Source organism: Sorangiineae bacterium MSr11954, from assembly GCA_037157815.1.
GTDB lineage: Bacteria > Myxococcota_A > Polyangia > Polyangiales > Polyangiaceae > Pendulispora > Pendulispora albinea.
The window spans coordinates 7,660,066-7,681,779 of record CP089984.1 but is presented as its reverse complement, the minus strand read 5'-3'; the positions used below and the strand labels follow the sequence as shown (position 1 = coordinate 7,681,779).

General features: G+C 69.2%; 4 protein-coding genes. 1 reads left to right on the top strand and 3 read right to left on the bottom strand.

Annotated features, from left to right (window positions below):
• Nucleotides 1-1,179, top strand: coding sequence for an FHA domain-containing protein (locus tag LZC94_29635; GenBank protein WXB12003.1), 1,179 nt, complete (start codon nt 1-3; stop codon nt 1,177-1,179).
• A gap of 36 nt (nt 1,180-1,215) precedes the next feature.
• On the opposite strand, the gene LZC94_29630 is transcribed toward LZC94_29635, so the two are convergent.
• The 3 genes from LZC94_29630 to LZC94_29620 all read right to left on the bottom strand — a co-directional run bounded on the left by LZC94_29630 (nt 1,216) and on the right by LZC94_29620 (nt 21,714).
• Nucleotides 1,216-2,211 (bottom strand): alpha/beta fold hydrolase, encoded by a 996-nt coding sequence (locus LZC94_29630; GenBank protein WXB12002.1) that lies wholly within the window; start codon nt 2,209-2,211, stop codon nt 1,216-1,218.
• A 70-nt stretch (nt 2,212-2,281) separates the two neighbouring features.
• The gene (locus LZC94_29625; protein ID WXB12001.1) at nt 2,282-3,097 is read right to left on the bottom strand and encodes a 1-acyl-sn-glycerol-3-phosphate acyltransferase; all 816 of its coding nucleotides are present in this window, start codon (nt 3,095-3,097) and stop codon (nt 2,282-2,284) included.
• Between the two features lie 245 nt (nt 3,098-3,342).
• Nucleotides 3,343-21,714: an SDR family NAD(P)-dependent oxidoreductase gene (locus tag LZC94_29620; GenBank protein ID WXB12000.1), complete on the bottom strand. Its 18,372-nt coding sequence runs from the start codon at nt 21,712-21,714 to the stop codon at nt 3,343-3,345.

Below are 21,714 nucleotides of genomic sequence, written 5' to 3'. Positions count from 1 at the left end.
ATGCTTCGTCCTTCCCGATCCATCGAGTTATCCATCTTTCGCGCCACCGGTAAGGTGGTGTATACGCGCGAACAACGCAGCTTCTTTCTCGGCAAAGGAGAACACCTCGGGGTAAGCGATATCGCGCTCCCGGAGCTGAGCGTGGACGGATATCACGCCGACATCTCCTGGGACGAGACGGACTACGTCATTACGGGCCTCGACAACACCGACAATCTCTCCGTGGGCGGCGTACCGCTCACCCCCGGCATCACCCGGACGCTTCTGCCGGAGTCCATCATCGAGGTGGCGGGGATCCGCATCGTCGCCACGCAATCCGGCGGATTGCCGGGCGTCTCGCCCATCCAGAAATACCTCGCGTACGACGAGCGCGATCTGGCGCAAGCCGCCATCGAAGGGGAGCGTCGCGATCGGGCGAGGTGGGGATACGTGCGCCTCATCGCAGTGGAAGCACCGCCTGACGTGATTCGTACGAGGCAAACCTTTTTGCGCCCGACCGAGCTCAAACCGCGCACACCGCCCAAACCGTATCGGGTGGGACGAAGTCGCATTTGCGAGATCCACGTGGACGCGGACGGCGTGGCCGGCGAGCACGTCGCGCTCACCGTGGAGCAAGACGGCGTGCGTGTGACGAATACGCACGGGCGTGGGCTCCGTCTGGGGAGCCGCATCCTCGAGCCGGGCGGCCATGCGCTCTGGCACTGGAGCGAAATGTTGGAGGTCGGACCGATTGTCTTCGGCCTGTACGATCCCATCGTCTCGGCGTTGAGTGAGGTCAAGCGCGCGTCGGCGGGGGTTCGCCCCGACTCCGATATCTATGTTCCACGATGGGCCGATCTCCCCGAGCCCGACACCGAAGCATCGAAATCGTCCCGCAAGCCGCTCGCCCTCCTCTCCTCGCTCCTGCCTGGAACCGTCACCATCGAGCTCCCGCAGAGCGAAGCCCTGGTGCTGTTCGACTGGCTCTTGCGCTTCAACAACGGCGCCCCGCACGATCCCATCAAGGATCTCGCGGGCCGGCGTTTGCTGCAGGAAATGGAGGGCGCGCTCGAGCCGCTCCTGCTTTCGAAGCTCATCGATCCCAAGTACGAGCGCCTGCTCGAGGATGCCCGCAACAAGCTGCGCGAGCCCGACACCGAGCTCGATCTCGACGCATGCTTGGACGACGATGGCGCGTGATCCGTATTTCGCCCGACCGCCATCGCACGACACACATCACGGCGTGAGCATGAAGGGCGGCCGCTGGACGATCAGGTTCTGAGGATCGACCGGCTTTCCGACCAGCGCGCGCTTGACGACCTCGATGGAGACGGGGTGGTTCGGCATGCCATTGTGCTCGGTCAAGTCGTATTTGAACCCCTGGTACTCTTGGAGCGTCAGGTTGGTGAAGGTGTGCCCGTCCGCGCCCTTCAAATGGCCGTTCTGCCATGGCGTGACGACCTCGTCCCGCCAGGTCGACAAGGCGATGTATTTGACCCCGCCGAACGTATCGCCGCCATCGTCCAACTTTGGATTGAGGTTCTCGGTCGACTCGAGCGATTGCTGGAGGCACGCGATGCCCGCGCTGAGGATGACGGCCTCGTTCGCCAGCGCTTGAATGCGGAGAAGGGTCGCGATCATGTTGGCGAGCGTTCCCAGGCCGGTCGCCGTGAGGCCGTGGTTGCTCGGCGCCAGACCGATCAACTTGTCGACCTTCTCTTTTCCACCTTCGTACTTGAGATACCAGCGGGGCAGGATACCGCCGCCCTGCGAGTGGCCGATCATGTCGACCTTGCTGGCGCCCGTCTTCTGCAGCACCTCGTCCACGAACTTCGCCAGCTCCTTGGCGGACTCGCGAATGTCCGTATACCCTTTGCACACCTTCGGCAGATTGCCCTTTTCGCCATAGTTCAGCGCCGACACGGAGAACCCGGCGTTTTTGAGCTCGGGCGCGAGCGTCTTCCATGTGTTGTAGCGGTTGGCCCACGTGCCGTGGACGAGCACCACGGGGTTGGTGCCGTTCGGGGGCTTGCGCATGCTCTCGCGCGTCTCCGCGAAGGGATCTTGCGCGCCGGGCGGGAGGCGATCGGGCGTGAAACAGGACTCGATGAACGCCTGCTGGAATTTCATGAGGGGCGAGAGCCCTTTTTCCAGAGACAGCATCGGGTTGGGGATGTTTTCCGGGGGATTGGAGATATTTTCCAGCGGATTTTTCGGTAAATTGGGGAGCATGTGCCGTCTCCTCGGGTTCGAGGTTCTTGGGGTGGCGGGCCAGCATGGGGAGCGCTTCGAGCGCCGCGGCTCACGAGGTCGATTTGCCGAGCCGGGGGATGCGATCGACCAGCTGCCGCGATAGGAATCGCGAGAATCGCGCCAGGCTGCGGTCCGCCGTCTCCCGGTCGATGGTCCGCTGCAGGTCGGCGCGCGTGCGGGCTGCGATGCGGCGGAAGACTTCGTTGCGCGCCTCGGTGCTGGCTTCGTAGCCGTTTAGATCGGATTTGCCGATGTGGAATGGCTTGTGGAATACCACTTTCCAGCGTGTCGGCAAGGGAAGGGGCGTGAGCGGGAGCGGCACGACGGTTCCAAAAGCGGACTTGACGAATCGAATGGTGCACAGCGACGGGAGGCTCTCTTCGCCGCCGATGATGGCGATGGGAACGACGGCGGCGTTGCGCGCCAGGGCCAGCCGGATGAACCCCGTGCGCCACTCCCGCATTTGGTAGGCGTGGACGAACGATTTGCAATTGCCCTCGGTCCCCTCCGGGAAGACGGCCAGCACCTGCATCTTGGAGGGCAGCCGCTCCGGCGTTCGAAGCCAGGACGCCGGGAACCCTCCCGCCGTCTCGAAGAAGCCATGAAACAGGCGGGTCTCGTACCACGAGTCGTGGGCGGCGCACCAAGGGAACCGCTCGAGCCCGACATGATCGGCGACGGCCAGCCCCGCGAAGAGCGTGTCGAGCGCGATCCACCCGGAGTGGTTGCACACGTAAATGGCATTCCCATTGCGCGGAACGTGCTCGGCGCCCTGAACGCTGAACGAGAAATACTTGGCGCGGATCAGCGCACGCAGCGGCGCGAGGATGCGCCTGTCGAACGCTTGGAGGTTGCGTTCGGGCAACGGTCCAAGTGGCTTTTGCAAATTCGGAGCGAGGCTCGGCGGACGAACCTCCGTGCTCGATAGGACATTTCCCATATCAATCCCCTCCAGCTGCACGAAATAGGTCGTCGAATCGATGGGTTGTACCCGGCCGATCGGTATTCGAGCTCTACGCCGGTGGTCCTCCTGTTGCAAGGGAAATGACCTCGAGATGCCTCCGAATCCTCGGCCAACCTCGCGACGAACCCTTGATTCGAATGAAATTTTCACGATGTGGACGTGACTCGTTGGATGACGGAAGCGGTGGAAACGGACGAGTGGGTATTGCGTAGTTCGATAATGGTGGCGAGCCAATGGTCGATCGCATGGGCCGTGGAGTGTGCGTGCTCGGCCAACAACGTGGAGTGATGACCGGGCACTTCGACCAGCGTATGAGGCTGTTTCCAAGGGGGCGCGCGCCAATCGTCGCTGCCGGGGATGATCTCGGCCTCGATCCCGGGCATGGGCTCGGCGGCGCGGACGAACAAGGTGGGGGTGACGATCGCCCCGGGGGTCCAGCCGGTGAAGAGATGCTCCAGCCCCCACGCCACCGCCGTGAGCTCTTCGTCCGTCCACGATAAAAGGGAAACGCTCTTCAACAATGTGCGCCAGATGGCCGATTGCATGGTTGGGGTAATCGCATGTCGTGGATAGGTATCGACCAGCACCAGCGCAGCAGGGAAGATGCCCATGCTCTCGAGGTGGGCGGCGAGGGCGTGCGCGACCCATCCGCCCGCGGAGTAACCCACGAGCGCAAAGGGAGCATCGGCCGCATGCAGAATGGTCTCCGCGTGGGCTCGAATCAGATCGGCACGGTCGGCCGGCAGGGGCTCGCCGCGCGCATAACCCGGGTGCTGAAGCGCCCAGATGCGCCGGGGACCATTCATGGCCGAAGCCAGCCGCGTGTACTCCACGACGCTCGAGTTGGCCGCGAACGAGGATAAGCAAAACAAGGACGTCGAGGCGCCGCCGCGCGTGAGCTGCTTGGGGGCCGAAGCATGCGCTTCGCGGACCGCCCGGCTCTTCGCTTCGCGCGCGCTGCGGATGCGCGCGGAGAGCAGCAAGAGCTCTTGCGCGAGCTCGATCTCGTCGCGCTTCCAAAGTCGTTTGGCGGTGGCGACCAGCGAGCTCTCGCCCGCTTCGTCGCCGTCGCCGGGCTCGGAGGCGCCCGAGACCACGGCGCGTGGTGCGGATGGAGCCGCCGGCGGAAATCCATTGGACGAAGCCGGCGCGGACGTCGGCGCTTCGAGGTGGGCCCCCCCGTTGGATTTGGGCTCGAGGGCGAGCTTTTGCAAGAGCGCGCCGGCCGCCTGGCGAACGGTGGGGGCCTCGAAGAGGAGCGCGGCGGGCAAGCGCAGCCCGGTGGCGGCCGACAGCCGGTTTCGGAGCTCCACCGCCATGAGCGAGTCCAGTCCGGCCTCTTGAAGCCGCCGTTCGAGCTCCAACGAGCTCGGTGAGGCCATGCCCAGAACCGCCGCGGCCTCGCTGCGCACCAGCTCGAGCAAGGTGCGTTCGCGCTCGGAGGATGACTGCGCGAGCAGACGCTGATGGAGCGAGGACGTCGCGGCGCCGTGGGCGGCGGTGGCCATGGGCCGAGCGGGCTTGGTGCGGACGAGATCCCGGAGCAAGAAGGGCACCGCCTCGGCGTGCGCGGCCAGCTTGCCGAGGGCGGGCCGATCGAAGCGCGCGGGGACCAGGGCGGCGTCGGGTCGAGCGAGCGCCGCGTCGAGCAGGGCGAGCGCCTCGCCCTCGGAGAGCGCGAGGAATCCGGCGCGGGCCATGCGCTGAAGATCGAGATCGGTGAGGTGAGCGGTCATGTTGGACCTCTGCGCCCAGTAGCCCCAGTCGAGCGAGATGGCGGGGAGACCTCGTGCCCTTCGGTGGTGGGCGAGCGCGTCGAGGAAGGCGTTGGCGGCCGCGTAGTTGGCCTGACCGGGGCTGCCGAGGACACCGGAGAGGGAGGCGAAGAGGACGAAGGCGGAGAGGTCGAGCGACGCGGTGAGCTCGTGGAGATGGAGCGCCGCATCGACCTTGGCGCGCAAGACCGTACGGAGTCGCTCCGGGGTCAGGGAGGCGATGACACCGTCATCGAGGACCCCTGCGGTGTGGATGACGGCCGTCAGCGGGTGCGCGGGGGCGATGGCCGCCAGGAGCCGCTCGAGGGCGGAGCGATCGGCGGCATCGCACGCGGCGATCGTGACGTGCGCGCCGGCCTCCTCGAGCTCGCGCTGAAGGGCGGCGGCGCCCGGCGCGGCGGCCCCTTGCCGGGAGGAGAGCACGAGGTGCCGAACGCCGTGCGACTGCACCAAATGGCGCGCCACCAACGCGCCCAGCGTTCCCGTGCCGCCGGTGATGAGAACCGTACCTTCGGGGGCGATGGGGCGCGGGAATGTGAAGGCCAGCTTGCCGACGTGCCGCGCCTGGGCAAAGGAGCGGAAGGTGGCGGGGGCCTGACGGATATCCCGCACGCTGATGGGCGGTGGCCGAAGAACGCCCCCTTCGAACAGCGGGAGGAGCTCGGCGAACATCTGCTGAATGCGCTCGGGTCCAGCGTTCACCACGTCGTAGGCGCAATAGAAGACGCCGGGGTACTGCTGCGCGATGGCGCCCGCGTCGCGAATGTCGGTCTTGCCCATTTCGATGAAGCGCCCGCCGCGAGGGAGGAGCCGGAGGGACGCGTCGACGAACTCGCGCGCCAAGGAGTCGAGGATGACGTCGAAGCCCTGGCCCTGGGTCGAGGCAAGGAAGTGCGCCTCGAAGTCGAGGGAGCGGGAGGACGCGAGGTGCGCGTCGTCGAAGCCCAGCGCGCGCAAGGTGGGCCACTTGGGCGGGCTGGCCGTGGCAAAGACCTCGGCGCCCATGTGTCGCGCGAGCTGCACGGCGGCGATGCCCACCCCGCCGGCGGCCGCGTGAAGGAGGAGGCGCTCGCCGGGCTGGAGGTGCGCCAGATCGACCAGGCCGTAGTAGGCCGTCAGGTAGACGATGGGAACGACGGCGGCCTCGAGGAACGACCAACCCGCGGGCACGCGCGCGATCACACGATGATCGGTGATGGCGACGGGGCCAAAGGAGGCGCGGAGGAGCCCCATCACGCGATCGCCCGGCGCAAACGAGGAGACGCCAGGGCCCACCTCGAGGACGACGCCCGCGCCCTCGCCGCCGAGCGGGCCCGGATCGCCGGGGTACATGCCCAGCGCGTCGAGGACGTCGCGGAAGTTGAGGCCCGCAGCATGGACCGCGATGCGCACCTGGCCTTCGGAGAGAGGCGCGAGCGCGTCGGGGTAGGGCGCCAAGGTGAGTCGATCCAAGGAGCCTTTGGCGGGCGTGTCGAGCCGCCAGGCAGGTGCGGAGGGCGCGACCAGCGCATCCCGGGCACGAGCCTGCACGAGGCGCGGTGCGAGGAGCTGGCCGTCGCGCACCGCGAGCTGCTGCCCGCGCGCCTCCACGGCATGTCGAAGCGCAGCGTGCGAGGCGTCGAGGTCATCGAGGTCGACCAGCACGATGGACAGGTGCGGGTTCTCCGATTGCGCGGAGCGGAGCAGACCCCACAGCGGGGCGTGGACCAGATCGAAGACGTCCTCGTTGGAATCGGTGGCCACGGCGCGCCGGGTGAGCACCACCAGCCTGGACCCGGCGAGGCGCGGATCGGCCATCCAATCTTGGACGAGGGAAAGCCCACGAAGCGTGGCCTGGTGGACGGCGGGGACCAAGTCGGCCGTCGGGCCCGAGGGAGGCTCTGCGTAGCAGGGGACGAGGACGACGTCGGGCACCGGTGCGCCGTCTGCGAGGGCCTCGCGAAGCGCGGCGAGGTCGGCGTACGGCACGGGGGGCGAGGGGAGGGTCGCGAGCGCGGACGCGAGGGCAAGGGGATCCGCACCGAGCAGCGCCCAGCGAGGCGGCCGTTCGGGGTCGGATGCGGCCGCCTTCGCGGAGGATTCGGCGTGGACCCACTCGACCCGTAGAAGGTCGTCATGGCGCGCGGCGAGCGTGCTGCGGAGCTGCTCGGGGGAGACCGCTCGCGTGGCGAGCGCTCGAACGGTGGCGATGGGCTCGCCCGCGGTGTCGGCGATGAAGAGCGCCACGGTGCTCTCGTGGGCGCTCGAGCGCGCGCGAACGAAGCGAACGCGCAGCGTCGAAGCCCCCACCGCGCGCAACGCGACATCGCTCCATGCGAAGGGGAGCTGCACCTCGTGTGCGCTTTGAATCCCATCGAGCGCCAGCGCGTGCAGCGCGGCGTCGAGCAAGGCGGGGTGGAGGGAGAAGCGGGCCGCGTCGGTCGCGTTCTCCGGGAGGTGAACCTCGGCGAAGAGCTCGTCCTCGCGCTTCCACACGGCGCGCAGCCCCTGGAAGGGGGCGCCGTAGGCGAGCCCCGCGCGGGCGAGATGGGGATAGAGCCCATCGAGCGGGACGGACGCGGCCTCGGGCGGCGGCCAATCCCGAAGCTCGAAGGCCGCCTCGTCGGCGCTCGCGAGGTGGCCGAGGGTGCCGGTGGCGTGACGGGTCCAAGGCGTATCGTGCGGCGATTCCTCCGGGCGCGCATGGAGCGCGAGGGCGCGGCGTCCGGATTCATCGGGGGCCGCGAGCGCGAGCTGGATCAGGACGGCGCCGTGGGCGGGCAAGGCCAGGGGCGCCTCCAAGGTGAGCTCGTCGATCCGATCGAGGCCCACGCGATGGGCGGCCACCAGCGCGAGCTCGACGAAGGCGGCGGCGGGCACGATGACCGTCTCGAACACGCGGTGCTCGGCGAGCCAAGGATGCTCGGAGAGGGCGATGCGCGCGGTGAAGAGGAACCCATCGGAGTCGGCCAGGGGCACGGCGGCGCCGAGGAGCGGGTGATCGGCGGAGGCCAGCCCCGCCGAGGTGACATCGGCACGTCGCGTGTCGGGCTCGTCGAGCCAGAAACGTTCGCGCTGGAAGGCGTAGGTGGGAAGCTCCACACGGCGCGGTCGCCACGGCCGGAAGAAGGCGGCCCAATCGAGCTCGAGCCCTTGCGTGTGCAGCTCGGCGAGCGAAAGCAGGAACCGCGCAAAGTCGCCCTCCTCGCGCCGAAGGGTGCCCGCGACGGCGCCGGAGGACTCGACGGACTCGTTCAGGGCGACGGTGAGGACCGGGTGAGGGCTCACCTCGATGAAGAAGCAATGACCGTCGGCCAAGAGGTCCTGGGTGGCATCGTGGAAGCGAACCGTCTGGCGTAGATTGCGATACCAGTAGGCCGCGTCGAGCGCGGCGCCATCGAGCTTTTTGCCGGTGACCGTGGAGTAGAGCGGAATGCTCGGCGCCCGGGGCGCGACGCCCTCGAGCTGCCGCGCGAGCTCGTGCCGAACGGACTCGATGCGCGCACAATGGGACGCGTAGTCGACGCGGATCTTCCGGGCAAAGACCTTGGCGGCATCGAGCTGGGCGAGCAACGTTTGGATGGCGTCGGGATCGCCCGACACGACGGTGGCGTGTGGGCTATTGATGGCCGCAACGGAGATGCGATCGCCAAACGGCTCGAGGTGCGGAGCGAGATCGGCGACGCCGAGCTCGATGGCGGCCATGGCCCCTTGCCCCGCGAGCGCGATGATGGCGCGGCTGCGCAGCGCGACGACCTTGGCCGCGTCCTCCAAGGAGAGCGCACCCGCAACATAGGCGGCCGCGATCTCACCTTGGCTATGCCCCACCACGGCATCGGGCGTGATGCCCGCCGAGCGCCAGAGCGCGGCCAACGACACCATGACCGCAAACAGCGTCGGCTGCACGACATCGACCCGATCGAGCGAGGCGCCGGGATCGTCCGGCGACGTCTCACCGCGCAACACGGCACGGAGCGACCAACGTACATGGGGAGCCAGCGCCCGATCGCACGCCTCGATCGTCTCGCGGAAGACGCCGGACGTCTCCAGGAGGGAGAGGGCCATGGCCGCCCACTGCGAACCTTGACCCGGAAAGACGAAGACGACCTTGCCCTCGGCAAACGCCTTCTTGGCGAGCCGGGTGCTCGGGGTCGCGCGCCCTTGGGCGAGCGCTTCGAGGGAGGTCCGTAGCTCCTCGCGGTCGCGGACCACCAGGGTGGCGCGGTGCTCGAAGTGCGAGCGGGTGGTGGCGAGGGAGCACGCGATGTCGAGGAGCTCGAGCTCCGGGTGGCCTTCGAGGTGCTGGCGCAGCTGCTCGGCTTGCGCGCGCAGGGCAGGTTCCGACTTGGCGGACAGCACCACGGGCAGCGCCGGGGGCAAGACCGCGGGCCGCCGCACCGAGGACTCGGGCGTAGCCTCGGCCGATGTTGCGGCAGGCTCGGCACGTTCCACCGACTCCCCGGGTCGCTCGAGGAGCGGATGCGCGCGCACCGCGCTGCCGGGCGGGTGGTCCTCCGATTCGTCCACTGGCGCGGCGGGAGCTTCCTCCAGGATGACGTGAGCATTGGTTCCGGAGATGCCGAACGAAGAAATCCCAGCGCGCCGGGGGTGGCCATTGGGGAGCCAAGGTACGGGCTCGTTCAAAAGCTGGACGGACCCGGGCGACCAATCGATGTGGGGCGAAGGATTCCGAGCGTGCAAGGTCCTGGGCAGCACCCCATGCTGCATGGCGAGGACCATCTTGATGACGCTGGCGACCCCCGCCGCGGCCTGGGTATGACCAAGGTTGGACTTGAGGCTGCCGAGCCAAAGGGGCTGCTCCTTGGAGTGCGCGGAACCATAGGTGGCCAAGAGGGCCTGCGCCTCGATGGGATCGCCGAGGGAGGTGCCGGTGCCATGGGCCTCGACAGCGTCGATGTCGTGAGGTGAAAGGCGCGCAGCATCGAGAGCCTGTCGAATGACGCGCTCTTGCGCGGGGCCATTGGGTGCGGTGAGGCCTTGGCTCTTGCCGTCTTGGTTGACGGCGGAGCCGCGCAGCACGGCCAAAATGGGGTGCCCGAGACGCTTGGCATCGGAGAGGCGCTCCAAGAGGAGCATGCCGGCCCCTTCGGCCCAGCCGACGCCATTGGCGTCGGCGGAGAAGGACTTGCAGCGGCCATCGGGTGCGAGCCCGCGCTGCCTGCTGAAGGCGATGAAGGTTCCCGGTGTGGCCATGACGGTGACGCCACCGGCGAGCGCCAGGGAGCACTCCCCTTGCCGGAGCGCCTGAGAGGCGAGGTGAAGGGCGACGAGGGAGGAGCTGCAGGCGGTATCGACGGTGAGGGTGGGACCGTGCAAGCCAAAGGTGTAGGCAATGCGCCCGGAGGCAACGCTGGGAGCGCTGCCAATGCCGACATAGCCCTCGAGATCGACGGGAGCCTGACGAAGGCCGTAATCGTTGTACATGACGCCGACGAAGACACCGGTCTGCGAGCCATGCAGCGCCGTCGGGTGGATGCCCGCGCGCTCGAACGTCTCCCACGACGTTTCGAGCAGGAGCCGCTGTTGCGGATCGACGGCGAGGGACTCGCGGGGGCTGATGCCAAAGAAGGCGGGGTCGAAGCGATCGGCGTCGTAGAGGAAGCCGCCCTCGCGCGCGTAGCTCTTGCCTGGGGCGTCGGGATCGGGATCGAAGAGGGAGTCGAGCTTCCAGCCGCGGTTGTCGGGGAAGGCGGAGATGGCGTCGCGGCCATCGGCGAGGAGGTGCCAGAGCTGCTCGGGATCGTGCACGCCGCCCGGGAAGCGGCAGGCCATGGCGACGATGGCAATCGGCTCATCGTGGGCAGCGGCCACCGTCGCGGGGCGCGGCGCGCGGATTGGTGGCTCCACATGGCCGAGCTGGATGGAGAGCTGCTCGGCGAGAAAGCGGGCGAGGGCCGCGGGGGTGGGGTGATCGAAGAGCAGCGTCGGAGGAAGCCGCAACCCCGAGGTGGCCGCCAGCCGATTGCGAAGCTCGACGGCCATGAGCGAGTCGAGCCCGAGCTCCTGCAAGGGGCGCTGCGGCTCGAGCGCGGCAGACGATCCGAGCCCGAGCACGGAGGCCACATCGGTGCGGACGATGTCGAGCAACGCCCGCTCGCGGTCGGCCGGCGAGAGCGCGAGCAGACGCGCATGGATCGACGCCGCCGAAGCTCGCTCGGACGAGCGCGAGGGCTTGGCGCGGACGAGGCCGCGGAGCAAAGGGGGCAAGCCATCGCCTTGCCGCGCAAAGGCCATCGTGTCGAAGCGAGCCGGGACGAGGGCGGCCTCGGGGCGCGCGAGGGTCATGTCGAAGAGCGAGAGCGCCTCGTCGGAGTCGAGCGGGAGGAATCCGGCGCGCGCCATGCGCTGAAGATCGGCGTCCCCGAGGTGCGCCGTCAGCGTGGACTTCTGGGCCCAGTAGCCCCAGTCGAGGGAGAGGGCGGCAAGGCCTCGCGCCCTTCGATGGTGGGCGAGCGCATCGAGGAAGGCATTGGCGGCCGCGTAGTTGGCTTGACCGGGGCCCCCGAGGATGCCGGAGAGCGATGAGAAGAGGACGAAGGCGGAGAGGTCGAGCGACGCGGTGAGCTCGTGGAGATGAAACGCCGCATCGACCTTGGCGCGCAAGACCGGGTGGAGTCGCTCCGGCGTAAGGGAAGCGACGATCCCATCGTCGAGGGTGCCCGCCGTGTGGACCACCGCGGTCAGCGGATGCTCGGAGGGGATGGCCGCCACGAGCGCCTCGAGGGCGGAGCGATCGGCGGCATCGCACGCGGCGATCGTGACGTGCGCACCGGCCTCCTCGAGCTCGTGCTGAAGCGCCACCGCGCCGGGCGCCGCGATCCCTTGCCGGGAGGCGAGCAGGAGGTACCGAACGCCATGGGACTGAACGAGGTGGTACGCCACCATGGCCCCGAGCGTCCCCGTACCGCCCGTGACGAGCACCGTCCCTTGCGGATTGAGGGGCCGAGCCGGCGCCCGCGCCACCGACTCCGCGCGCACGAGCCGCGGCACCCGAAGGCGACCGTCGCGCACCGCGACCTGCGGCTCGCCGGAGTCGAGCGCGCGATGCAGCGCGCGAAGCGATGCGTCGCGATCGTCGAGGTCCACCAGGGCTATGGGAAGACCGGGGTTCTCGGATTGCGCCGAGCGGATCAACCCCCAAAGCGGCGCGTGAACGAGATCCGCCACATCCTCGTCGGCCTGCGCGGCCACGGCACCTTGCGTGAGCACGACCAACCTGCACGAGGCCAGGCGCGGATCGGCCAGCCAAGCCTGGAGCAGCGCGAGCCCCTCGCCCGCGGCCTGGTGCGCCGCAGCGACGGCGTCCACGCCCTGCGCCTTTGGCACGCCCATCGATGGAACCAGCACCGCGGCCGGCATGGCGGCGCCTCGATCGAGGGCGGCTCGGAGGGCGGCCAGATCGGCGTAGCGCGCGACGGAGATCCCGCCGGCCTCGGACGCAGCCGCCGCATTCGGAAGACCCTCGCCGAGCAGAGCCCACGAACCACGCGATCCGCGCGACACGCCGTTCGTGCGCGCGTCCGAAACCGCGTCCTCGAGCCAGCGGACCGCATAAAGATTGGTGCTCGCATCGGGCAAAAATCGCTCCGCCGGCGCGCGGCGCAGCGAGAGCCCTTCGATGGTCACCACCGGGGCTCCGCCCTCGTCCCAAAGCACGATATCGCCCGTGGTGCTCGGCTCGGAGTCCTCGCGAACGACGAACTTCCCCCACGACGCCAGGGCCCTCCCGCCATGCCAGATCACGCGATCCACCGCGAAGGGAAGCCGTGGAACGGACCCCTCCGCCACCTCGCCGAACGGCCACGCGAAGACGGCCCCCATGGCGAACGCATTGTCAATCAACCCCGCCGGAACGGGTGCATCCCGCGTCACGACACCGTCCGGCGCCTCCAGACGACCGAGCGCCGCCCCTCGCTCCCCCGCGCGCGCGGCCTTGCGAAGCCAACCCCATTGCGGCCCCCAATGCAGCTGGTGCGCCCGGAAGTACGCGAGCAACGCATCGAGCGAGAGCGACCGCGCGTCGCCCGGATACGGCGGGAGCGGCTCGGGCGACGCGAGCTCGTTCGCGGCGCGCGGACGAAGCCGCGCCCGCGCATGGACGACCCAACCGCCCTCGCGCTGCGTCGCCAACGTTGCCACGAAGCTGCTGCCGCCATCGTCGGATGGCGTCAGGTGAATGTGCGCGATCACATCGTCCGAAGCTTGCTCGAACGCGAGCGCCCGCACGAACTCCACGTCCTCGAGCTCGAGGGCTCGATCCGGCCAATGCGATTCGGCCACCGCCAGGAGAACCGAAATGTAAAAGGCGCCCGGAACCACGATGCGCCCATAGACCGCGTGGTGCGCCAGATAAGGCTGCGCGGTGGGGCCCACCTCCACGGAGTGAAGGATGGAGCCATCCGGAAGATCGAGGCGCGCACCGGACAGCGCATAGCGGCCCGCGGGGGCATCCGACACCATGGTCAGGCCCTTTGGGGCATCGAGCCAGAAACGTTCGCGTTGGAACGCATAGGTGGGAAGGTCGACCCTCCGCGGGCGGAAGGGTTGGAAGAAGGCGCCCCAATCGAGCGCGAGCCCGCGCGCGTGCAGGGCGGTGAGCGAGCCGAAGAGGGTCTCGAGATCCGAGCGCCCTTTGCGCAAGGCGGGCAAGAAGACACCGCGTTCCTGGGCGCCCCCGCCCACCGCTTCTTGGGCGAGCGCGGAGAGCACGGGGTGCGGCCCGAGCTCGAGGAAGGTGGAGGCACCTTGGGCGTGCAGGACGCGCACGCCGTCGAGGAAGCGCACGGTGTGCCGCACATGGTGGACCCAGTAATCCGGCGAGGAGAGCTCGGCGTGGGAGGCGAGCTTGCCCGTGAGGTTCGAGACGATGGGGATGCGCGGCGGGTGGAACGTCAGGCTCTGCGCCACCCGGCGGAAGGCGTCGAGCATGCCGTCCATATGGTGCGAATGAAAGGCGTGGCTCACGCGCAGCCGCGATGTTTTGCGCCCCAGGGCCTCGAAGTGCGACGCGATGTGCATCACCACGTCTTGATCGCCGGAGAGGACCGTGGAGAACGGCCCATTGAGCGCCGCGATGGCCGCGCGCTTGTCGCACACCGACAGCAGCGGGAGGATCTCGTCCTCCGAGGCCTGCAAGGTGAGCATGACCCCGCCCTCGGGCAGCGCTTGCATGAGCCGCGCACGTTCGCCGACCAAGGTGCAAGCATCGCGCAGGGACAGCGCGCCCGCGACGTGCGCGGCCGATAGCTCGCCGATGGAGTGCCCGAGGAGCAGATCCGGCTTGAGCCCCCAGGACTCGAAGAGCCGGAAGAGCGCGACCTCGAGCGCAAAAAGCGCCGTCTGCGTAAAGCCCGTCTGATCGAGCAACGTCGACGTCTCCGAGTCCTCGTTTGCAAAGAGCACATCGCGCAGCGACGCCGGTGCGAGCCCGTCGCGCAGCGACGCCGGCGCGAGCCCATCGCGCAGCGACGCCGGTGCGAGCCCATCGCGCGACGACGCCGGACCCTGACCGGCGAGCTCCCGATCGAGGTGGGCGCAAACGGCGTCGATGGCCTCCCGAAAGACCGGAAATACCTGGTAGAGCGCGCGACCCATGGCGGGCCGCTGGCTCCCCTGGCCCGTGAAGAGCACGGCGAGCTTGCCCTGTGCGCCGGGCTCCACCCGCGATGTTGGGAGGCTCCCCTCGGACACCTCCCCCAGGGAGCGCAAAAGCTCCCGGCGGTCGCGGACGACGAGCGCGGCCCGTTGATCGAAATGCGAGCGGCCGGTGGCGAGCGAATGCGCGACGTCGAGGACCTCGAGCTCGGGGTGGTCGACGAGGTGCTGGAGCAGGTTCTCGGCTTGGGCGCGCAGCGCGGGCTCGGACTTGGCCGAGAGCAGCACGGGCAACACGGGCAAGCCAGCGGGCCGAGGTGCCGAGGCTTCGCGCGCGGTCGCAGCGTCGACCGACACGACCGACGGCGCGGCGGGAGCTTCCTCCAGGATGACGTGGGCGTTGGTTCCGGAGATGCCGAACGAAGAAATCCCAGCGCGCCGGGGGTGACCATTGGGGAGCCAAGGTACGGGCTCGTTCAAAAGCTGGACGGACCCGGGCGACCAATCGATGTGGGGCGAAGGATTCCGAGCGTGCAGGGTCTTGGGCAGCACCCCGTGCTGCATGGCGAGCACCATCTTGATGATGCCGGCGACCCCCGCCGCCGCCTGGGTATGACCGAGGTTGGACTTGAGGCTGCCGAGCCAAAGGGGCTGCTCCTTGGAGTGCGCGGGACCATAGGTGGCCAAGAGGGCCTGCGCCTCGATGGGATCGCCGAGGGAGGTGCCGGTGCCATGGGCCTCGACGGCGTCGATGTCGTGAGGTGAAAGGCGCGCAGCATCGAGAGCCTGACGAATGACGCGCTCTTGCGCGGGCCCATTGGGTGCGGTGAGGCCTTGGCTTTTGCCGTCTTGGTTGACGGCGGAGCCGCGCAGAACGGCCAAAATGGGGTGCCCGAGACGCTTGGCATCGGAGAGGCGCTCCAAGAGGAGCATGCCGGCGCCTTCGGCCCAGCCGACGCCATTGGCGTCGGCGGAGAAGGACTTGCAGCGGCCATCGGGTGCGAGCCCGCGCTGCCTGCTGAAGGCGACGAAGGTCGCCGGTGTGGCCATGACGGTGACGCCACCGGCGAGCGCTAGAGAGCACTCCCCCTGCCGCAACGCGTGTGCCGCAAGGTGGAGTGCGACGAGGGAGGAGCTGCAGGCGGTATCGACGGTGAGGGTGGGGCCGTGGAAGCCAAAGGTGTAGGCGATGCGTCCGGAGGCAACGCTGGGAGCGCTGCCAATGCCGACATAGCCCTCGAGATCGACGGGGGCCTGACGAAGGCCGTAATCGCTGTACATGACGCCGACGAAGACACCGGTCTGCGAGCCATGCAGCGCCGCCGGGTGGATGCCCGCGCGCTCGAACGCTTCCCAGGAAATCTCGAGCAGGAGCCTTTGCTGCGGATCGACGGCGAGGGACTCGCGCGGACTGATGCCAAAGAAGGCGGGGTCGAAGCGATCGGCGTCGTAGAGGAAGCCGCCCTCGCGCGCGTAGCTCTTGCCTGGGGCGTCGGGATCGGGGTCGAAGAGGGAGTCGAGCTTCCAACCGCGGTTGTCGGGGAAGGAAGAGATGGCGTCGCGGCCATCGGCGAGGAGGTGCCAGAGCTGCTCGGGATCGTGCACGCCGCCCGGGAAGCGGCAGGCCATGGCGACGATGGCAATCGGCTCATCGTGGGCAACGGCCACCGCCGCCGCGCGCCCCGCGCTCACCGGGTGATCCGCGTCGGGGCCGAGCAGCTGGTTCGACAGAAACTGCGCGAGGGCCGCGGGCGTGGGGTGATCGAAGAGAAGGGTGGCATGGAGCCGCAACCCCGAGGTCACGGCGAGCCGATTGCGAAGCTCGACGGCCATGAGCGAATCGAGCCCGAGCTCCTGCAAGGGGCGCAGCGGCTCGAGGGCTGCGGGCGACCCGAGCCCGAGCACGGCGGCGATATCGGCACGAACGACGTCGAGCAGCACCAGCTCGCGCTCGGAGGGCGACAACGCGAGCAGCCGCTCGTGGAGGGACGAGGCCGCGGCCGTGTTGGCGGCCGTCGGGCGCGGGGCGCCCGCGCGAACGAGGTTGCGGAGCAAGGGGTGAAGCGTATTGGTCTGCGCCGCGAGCTTGCCGAGCGCGATCGGATCGAAGCGCGCGGGGATCAGGCTCGCTTCGGAGCGGCCGAGCGCCGCGTCGAAGAGCGCGAGCCCTTCGCCTGCGGCGAGGGGCAGATAGCCCGTGCGCGCCATGCGCTGCAGATCGAGGTCGCCGAGGTGCGCGGTCAAGCCGGATTTTAGCGACCAATAGCCCCAGTCGAGGGAGAGCGCAGGGAGACCGCGCGCTTTGCGGTGGTGCGCGAGCGCGTCGAGGAAGGCATTGGCGGCGGCGTAGTTCGCCTGGCCGGGGCCACCGAGGACCCCCGAGAGCGACGAAAAAAGGACGAAGGCGGAGAGCTCCGCGCGCGATCGCGTGAGCTCATGGAGATGGAGCGCCGCGTCGACCTTGGCGCGCAAGACGGTGCGGAGGCGCTCGGGGGTGAGCGACGAGACGATGCCATCGTCGAGGACCCCGGCCGCATGAACCACCGCCGTGAGCGGATGCTCCGCCGGAATGGCCGCCAAAAGCCGCTCCAGCGCCCCGCGGTCGGCCGCATCGCACGCGACGATCGAAACCCGAGCCCCGGCGCGTTCGAGCTCCCGCGCGAGCTCCTCGGCCCCCGCCGCGTGCAGCCCCTGCCTGGAGGAGAGCACCAGGTGCTTTACGCCGTGCGATGCCACCAAATGGCGCGCGAGCAAGGAGCCCAGCGCCCCCACACCACCGGTGATCAGCACCGTGCCCTCGGGATCGAGGGGCCGAGCGTCCGCCTGCGCCGCGGACGTCCATCGCGCGAGGCGCGGCACGAACGCGAGCCCTTCACGCAGCGCCAGCTGCGGCTCGCGCAAGGAGACCACCTCGGGGAGCGCGCGCCGGGAGGCCTCGCTGCCATCGGCATCGACCAGCACGATGCGCAAATGCGGGTTCTCCGACTGCGCCGAGCGAAGAAGCCCCCAAACGGCCGCATGGACCAGATCGGGAACATCGCCATCGGGGCGGGTCGCGATGGCACCCCGCGTAAGGACCACGAGCGCCGCCGAGGCAAGGCGCGGATCGGCCATCCACGCTTGGAGCAACGAGAGCGTGCGAAGGGTGGCTTGGTGAACCGCCGAGACCCAATCCGCCGCCCGCTCCAAGGTCGCCGTGGCGTAGCAGGGCACGAGGACGGCATCGGGCAGCGGCGCGCCGTTCTCGATCGCGCGCTGGAGCGCGGCCATGTCGGGGTACGCCCGCGCGGTGCCGGGGAGCCCGGACCCGACCTCGAGGGGATCGGCGCCCACCTGCGCCCACTGGCGCGCCGGCGCCGAAGGATCCGGCCGCGCGAGCTCCGCGCCCGTCCAATCGACGCGCAGCATCGCATCGCGGTGGGGCGCGAAGATGCTTCGGAGCTGCTCCTGCGCCACCGGACGCATGGAGAGCGCCCGAAGGACGGCCATCGGCTCGCCCGCCGCGTCGGCGAGAAAGATCGATACGGTGTTCGCGCTCGCATCGCGGACGAGGCGGACGCGCGCCGACGAAGCCCCCACCGCGCGAAGCGCGATCTCGCTGCACGCAAAGGGGAGCCGAACGTCGTTCGAGCCGTACGCGCCATCGAGGGCGAGCGCGTGCAAGGCTGCGTCGAGCAGCGCGGGATGCAAGGAGAAATGCCCCGCATCCTGGGCCGCCGCCTCGGAGAGCCGGACCTCGGCAAACAGCTCGTCGCCGCGCCTCCAAGCCGCCCTCAGCCCCTGAAAATCCGCCCCGTAGGCGAGCCCCGCGCCGGCGAGCCGCGGGTACAGGCCCTCGATCGCGAGCGGCTCGGCCTCGGGCGGCGGCCAAACGCGAAGCTCGAAGCGCGCGTGCTCCTCGGCCTCCGCACGTCCAGCCGACGGCCCCTCCGATTGCCGGCCAAGGGTGGCCGTCGCATGGCGCGTCCATGGAGCATCGTGGGGCGCCTCGCTCGGCCGAGCATGCAGCGCCAGGGCGCGGCGTCCGAATTCATCCGGGGGCGCGAGGGAGAGCTGCACCAGCACGGCGTCGCGCGCAGGCAGCGCCAGGGGCGCCTCCAAGGTGAGCTCTTCGACCCGGTCGAGGCCCACGCGGTGGGCGGCCACCAGCGCGAGCTCGATGAAGGCGGTCCCCGGCAACACCACGGCGCCGAAGACGCGATGATCGGCCAGCCAGGGGTGCTCGGAGAGGGCGATGCGCGCGGTGAAGAGGAACCCATCGGAGCCGGCCAGGGGCACGGCGGCGCCGAGGAGCGGGTGATCGGCGGAGGCCAAGCCCGCGGAGGCGACGTCGGCGGCGCGGCCGGATTTGGGCTCCTCGAGCCAGAAACGATCGCGCTGAAAGGCGTACGTGGGGAGGTCCACGCGGCGAGGCCGCCAAGGCTGGAAGAACGCCGCCCAGTCGAGCGCCAAACCTTGCGTGGAGAGCTCGACCAAGGAGAGCAGAAACCGCCCGTAGTCACCTTCCTCCCGCCGCAGGGTGCCCGCCACGACGCCCGGTGCGCGCGCGGGGCCGCGCTCGCCGTTCGACGCGCCCGACTCCAGGCTCTCGGTGAGCGACACGGTCAGCACCGGATGCGGGCTCACCTCCACGAAGAAGTGGTGCCCATCGGTCACCAGGCCCTGGGTGGCATCGTGGAAGCGGACCGTCTGGCGAAGATTTTGGTACCAGTACGCCGCGTCGAGCGCGATGCCCTCGAGCTTCTTGCCGGTCACCGTGGAGTACAGCGGAATGGCCGGCGCCGTGGACGCGATGGCGCCCCATTGCTTTGCCAGCTCCTGCTGCACGATTTCCATGTGCGCGCCGTGCGACGCGTACGCGATGCGCACCTTGCGGGCGAAGATCTGCGCGGCCTCGAGCCGGGTGAGGAGCGCCTCGATGGCGTCGGTCTCACCGGAGACGACGGTCGCGTGGGGGCTGTTGATGCCGGCGATGGAAATCCGGTCGCCAAAAGGCCGGAGGTGCGCCGCGAGCTCCGCGACGCCAAGCTCGATGGCGGCCATGGCGCCGTGCCCTTCGAGCTTGGTGAGCACACGCCCGCGCAGCGCCACCACCTTGGCCGCATCGTCGAGCGAGAGCGCGCCCGCAAGATATGCCGCCGCGATCTCACCTTGGCTATGCCCCACCACGGCGTCGGGCCGAACGCCCACCGACTGCCAGAGCGCGGCCAGCGCCACGGTCACGGCAAAGATCACCGGCTGCACCACATCGAGCCGATCCAGGTGCGCACCCGGATCCCGCGGCGACGCCTCACCGCGAAGCACCGCGAGGAGCGACCAAGGAACGTGGGGTGCAAGCGCCCGGTCGCACGCCTCGATCTGCTCACGAAACACCGGTGACGTCGCGAGCAGGGCCTGCGCCATGGCCGCCCACTGGCAACCGTGACCTGGAAAGACGAAGACCACCTTGCCCTCGGCGGACGCTCGCCGGCCGAGCCGGGCGTTGGGGATCGTGCGTCCTTGCGCGAGCGCCTCGAGGGAGCCCAAGAGCTCGTGGCGATCGCGGACCACGAGGGCGGCGCGATGCTCGAAGTGCGCGCGGGTGGTGGCGAGAGAAAAGGCGACGTCGAGCAGATCGAGCTCGGGGTGGTCTTGGAGGTGCTGGTGCAGCTGCTCCGCCTGGGCGCGGAGGGCACCCTCCGACTTGGCGGAGAGGAGCACGGGCACCACGGGCGGCCGAGGCAAAGGCGCTTCGGTCTCGGTCTCGGTCGGAGCGTCGGCCGATGGCGCAGCCGCCTCTTCCAAGATGGCGTGCGCATTGGTCCCCGACATGCCAAACGACGAAACCCCCGCACGTCGCGGGCGCCCGGAGGCCACCCAAGGAACCGCATCGTTCAAGAGCCGGACGGCGCCCTGCGACCAATCGACGTGCGGCGAAGGATTCTGCGCGTGCAGGGTCTTGGGCAGCACCCCATGCTGCATGGCGAGGACCATCTTGATGACGCCGGCCACCCCCGCAGCCGCTTGCGTATGTCCCAGATTGGATTTGAGACTACCGAGCCACAGCGGACGATCGGGGGCGTGCGCCTGGCCGTAGGTGGCCAAAAGGGCCTGCGCCTCGATGGGATCGCCCAGAGAGGTGCCGGTGCCATGGGCCTCCACGGCGTCGATGTCTTGGGGCGAGAGTCGCGCGAAGTCGAGCGCCTGGCGGATGACCCGTTCTTGCGCGGGCCCATTGGGGGCGGTGAGGCCCTGGCTCTTGCCGTCTTGATTGACGGCCGAGCCACGCAGGACGGCCAGGATGGGGTGCCCATGGCGCTTGGCATCCGAGAGGCGCTCCAAGAGGAGCATCCCCGCGCCCTCGCCCCAGCCCGTGCCATGCGCCTCGGCGGAGAAGGCCCTGCACCGTCCATCGGCGGCGAGCCCGCGCTGCCGGCTGAAGGCGATGAAGGTCCCCGGCGTGGCCATGATGGTGACCCCGCCGGCGAGCGCAAGGGAGCACTCGCCTTGCCGCAAGGCGTGCGAGGCCAGGTGCAGCGCGACGAGGGACGAGCTGCACGCGGTATCGACGGTGAGGGTGGGGCCGTGAAAGCCAAAGGTGTACGCAATGCGCCCGGAGGCGACGCTGGGCGCGCTGCCGATGCCGGCGTACCCTTCGAGATCGTCGGGGACGTGCAGAAAGTTGTAATCGTTGTAGGCGATGCCGACGAAAACGCCGGTCTGGGAGCCGCGCAGGGAGGCGGGGTCGATGCCGGCGCGCTCGAAGGCCTCCCACGACGTCTCGAGCAGGAGCCTTTGCTGCGGATCGATGGCGAGCGACTCGCGCGGGCTGATGCCGAAGAACGCGGGATCGAACCGATCGGCGTCGTAGAGGAAGCCGCCCTCGCGCGCGTAGCTCTTGCCTGGGGCGTCGGGATCGGGATCGAAGAGGGAGTCGAGCTTCCAGCCGCGGTTGTCGGGAAATTCGGAGATGGCATCGCGCCCGTCGCGCACCAGCTGCCAGAGATCGTCGGGGGTGCGAACGCCGCCCGGGAAGCGGCAGGCCATGGCCACGATGGCGATGGGCTCGCGCGATGCTTTGACGAGCTCGCGATTGGCTTGACGAAGTCGTTCGATGGTCGTCAGGGACGTGCGGAGCGCTTCGGTGATCTCTTTGTGTGAGCTATTCAT